The following is a 3,771-nucleotide window of genomic DNA, read 5'->3' as shown; positions in this document are numbered from 1 at the left end:
GGTATTCCCTCCAAGGTGGTGAAGAATACGCAGGAATTCCTCGATGAGCTGGCGAAACTTCCCTGTGAAATGAATGCTTACGCCATCGCGAACTACACGGCGCTGCCGAGTGTGAAGTCCGCTCTCGATGCTGCGGAAGGCGAGGCTGGCGACCCTGCGCGGGAGACTCCGTGCTCAAACAGTCCTCGCTTCGCTGCGGAACTGCGCGCGGAGCCCCCCGCACAGGGTCGGTCCGGGACTGACGGGGCGGAGCCCCCCGCACAGGGTCGGTCCGGGACTGACGGGGCGGAGTCCCCCGCGCGGGATCAGGAGCGGACAGGGTCTAATGAGCGACTGAGCGCGGCCGAACCCACCGAGACCGAGGAGTCTCCCGCTCAGGATCAGGGGCAAGCAACCCCCATCGTGATTGCTCATATGTTCCCCGACCTGCTGAACCTCTACGGCGACGGCGGTAACGTGCGCATCTTGAGCGAGCGCCTTGCATGGCGTGGGATTCCCGTTCAGGTGAAACGTGTCGAATATGGCGAGTCCGTCGATCTTGGTGATGTCGACCTCGTGTTTCTCGGCGGCGGCCCCGACCGCGAGCAGAAGCTCGCGTCGGCGGAGCTCATGCGCATGAAAGACGAGCTCGCCGCCTATGTGGAAGCGGACGGGCCGGTGCTCGCCATCTGCGGCGGCTACCAGATCCTCGGCAAGACCTGGCTGCTCGGCGACGAGGAAGTTCCCGGGCTCGACATCGTCGGCATCGAGACGCGCCGCCCCGGCACGTCCGCCGACCGCCTTATCGACAACATCGTGCTCTCCTCGCCGCTCGCGACGCATCCGGTGGTGGGGTATGAGAACCATGCGGGCAGAACGTACCTCGCGGATGGGGTGAAGCCTTTCGGCTCGGTGATTTCGACGAGTGGTCACGGCAACAACGATGCAGACAAGGCCGATGGTGTGTTCTATCGCGGGGTGATCGGTACCTATCTCCACGGCCCGCTTCTTTCGAAGAATCCCGAAATTGCTGACTGGCTCTTGGCTGCCGCATGCACTCGCCATGCGGAGCGAACGGGGGAGCGCGCACCTGAACTCGCTCGACTCGATGACGCCGAGGAGTTGGCGGCGAACGCCTTCATGGCGGAGAAGCTCGGGGCGAAGTAGGCTTTCGCTACGCGCTACCCCGCCGACAGCGAAGAGGGCTGATGATTTTCTTGTCGGGGAACGTGAAGGGGAGGCCCCAAGTTGTAGGTTTTCAGTGGGCGTCCTGCGGCTATTTGCCAGAAAAGGTGCATCCTCGCTTGTCAATAAATGGCGCAGTCTGCAAAATCTATTTGACATGAGAAGAAATAAGAAAACATCCCCCAACGCCGTCGGGCAGCACGGTCGGCATACGATGGGCGTCCAAGCGTCCTCGAGCTTCGACCGGCAGTCCCCGACGCCTCACGCCTCCCATGCGGCGGCGTCCTTCAGCGACGGTGAAAACTTAAGCCCGTCGCAGAATCCCTATTCCCGTCGCGTGACGCAGGCGGAATACACCAAGAAGCGCAAGAGCAAGAAGCGCAAGAAGATCGTGCTTGCGGTGTGCATCGCTCTTTTGGTGGTGCTACTCGGTGGGGCGGGCGCTGCGTTTGCCTACATCAACACCATCAACGCCAACCTCAACAAGGGCGTCGACGACGATCTCCGCGATGCGCTTGTCGACACGAAGTATGCCGGCGACCCGTTCTACATGCTGCTCATGGGCACCGACGGCTCAGAAGAGCGCTCGGAGTCTGCTGAATACGCAGGCGACCAGTTCCGCTCGGACAGCATGATCCTCGCACGTATCGACCCGCAGAACAAGCAGGTTACCATGGTGTCTCTCCACCGCGATACGCTTATCGACATGGGCACGAACGGCAAGCAGAAGCTCAATGCCGCCCACTCGATCGGCGGTGCGGCCTACACGATCGAGGTTGTCTCGAAGTTTGCGGGCGTTCCTATCTCGCATTATGCGGAAATCGACTTCGACGGCTTCAAGGAGGCGGTCGATGCGCTTGGCGGCGTGGAAGTCGACGTCCCGATGGAAATCAACGATGAGGATGCGGGCGGTCATCTTGACGCCGGCCTGCAGACGCTCAACGGTGACCAGGCGCTCATCCTGTGTCGCGCGCGCCATGCCTACGACGCCTACGGTGACGGCGACCGCTACCGTGCCGCTAATCAGCGTCTTGTCCTCTCCGCTGTTGCGAAGAAAATTCTCTCGTCCGACCCGATTACCATGGCGAACACCATCCAGGCACTCTCGAAGTACATCACCACCGACTTCAACGTGACCGACATCATCTCGCTTGCGTCGAGCATGCAGGGGCTCAACACCGACACCGGCATCTACTCGGCAATGGAGCCCACCACCTCGAAGCTCGTTAACGGCACCTGGTATGAATACGTGAACGAAAAAGAGTGGCAAACCATGATGCAGCGCGTCGACCAGGGGCTTCCTCCGACCACCGAGGACGAAATCGACGAGAAGAACGGCACGGTGCTCGCCAGCACGGGCGACAAGGCGGGTGCGACCTCTAACTCGTCGACGACTACGACTGCAACCAGGTCGGGCAAGGTGACCGTGAAGAACGGCGCGAGCATCGACGGTGCTGCCGCCACCGTCGCCACGAAGATCGAGAAGCTCGGCTATACCACTGAAACCGGCAACGCGAGCTCTTCGTTCTCCACAACAGTCGTCGTCTACACCAACGACAGCCAGAAGGAGGCGGCTGAGGAAATCGTGAAGCAGATCGGCAACGGCGTCGCGACGAAAAACGACGGGCGCTACACGTTCTCGACCGACTTCCTCGTGGTCATCGGCTCGGATTGGAAATAGCATCTGCGCGCTTGCGGGCGCAGGGCGAATAGAGAAAACACGCGCGGCCGGCGCATTGCGGGTCGCGCGTTTTTTATGGGAAGGGGCGCGGATGAAGTTCACCGTTATCGCAGTTGGAAAGCTTAAGGAGCGCTTCTGGACGGAGGCGTGTGCGGAATACCTCAAGCGCTTGCAGCCCTATGCGAAGACGGAGGTGCGCGAAATCGCCGACGTGGACCCGCGACGTGCGGGAGGCGTCGAAGGTGCGCGAGATAAAGAGGGCGCGGCGATTTGCGCGGAGCTTGACAAGCTGGGCCCCGATGCCCATGTGGCGCTTCTGGCGATCGACGGCAAGGAGCGTTCGAGCGTGGGCATCTCCCAGCGGATCGACGCGCTGGCGCTTGCGGGGAAGAGCAGCTTCGCGTTTATCATCGGTGGGTCGGACGGCGTGAGCGCGGAGGTACGCAACCGGGCCGACGAGCTGCTGTCGTTCGGTCCGATCACTTTGCCGCACAACCTGGCGCGCGTCGTGCTTTTGGAGCAACTCTACCGCGCGCAGAAAATCTCGCACGGCGAGCCGTATCACAAGTAGACGGCCGGCCGCGAAAGGGCAGCCAGCCGTCCCTGCGATTCTCGTTGTGCGTGCTTCGGGGTTCTTCCGCCTACGCAAGCAACCCTTTGCCTGCGCTGGAAACAACCGCCGATCGCGCAACCAGGTAGGTAGACATCAGGTAGATCGCATATACCGCAATCACCAGCGCGATGCCGGCGGAAAGCGTACCGATAACAGCCGAAGCGCCCCAAATCGACAGCAAGTTCTCGTACAGAAGGCTGATAGCACATGCCGAATGGCACCCTGCAACAAGAAGCGGAGCCACGAAGTAGATGCCGATCTGTGTGCGCAGGCTTCGCAGCACCATGCTTCTGTCGCATCCCAGCTGGGCTAA

Annotated in this window: 3 protein-coding genes and 1 pseudogene; 3 read left to right on the top strand and 1 reads right to left on the bottom strand. The window is 61.4% G+C overall.

Annotation, left to right across the window (positions count from 1 at the left end):
• The 3 genes from Q0G85_RS10190 to Q0G85_RS10180 all read left to right on the top strand — a co-directional run.
• Positions 1 to 1,146: type 1 glutamine amidotransferase (locus Q0G85_RS10190; RefSeq protein ID WP_367116891.1), on the top strand; the 1,146-nt coding region annotated here is incomplete at its 5' end.
• A gap of 175 nt (positions 1,147 to 1,321) precedes the next feature.
• Entirely contained in the window at positions 1,322 to 2,845 is a 1,524-nt protein-coding gene (locus Q0G85_RS10185) for an LCP family protein (RefSeq protein WP_297157649.1), read from the top strand.
• A 91-nt stretch (positions 2,846 to 2,936) separates the two neighbouring features.
• Positions 2,937 to 3,416 (top strand): 23S rRNA (pseudouridine(1915)-N(3))-methyltransferase RlmH, encoded by a 480-nt coding sequence (locus Q0G85_RS10180; protein ID WP_297157646.1) that lies wholly within the window; start codon positions 2,937 to 2,939, stop codon positions 3,414 to 3,416.
• Positions 3,417 to 3,486: 70 nt separating this feature from the next.
• On the opposite strand, the pseudogene Q0G85_RS10175 reads toward Q0G85_RS10180, so the two are convergent.
• A pseudogene (locus Q0G85_RS10175) lies at positions 3,487 to 3,771 on the bottom strand (ABC transporter permease); the annotation flags it as partial.

Source organism: uncultured Ellagibacter sp., assembly GCF_934617235.1.
Classification (GTDB): domain Bacteria; phylum Actinomycetota; class Coriobacteriia; order Coriobacteriales; family Eggerthellaceae; genus Ellagibacter.
Note: the sequence above shows the minus strand (reverse complement) of the source record. Positions and strands in the feature narration are given on the sequence as shown.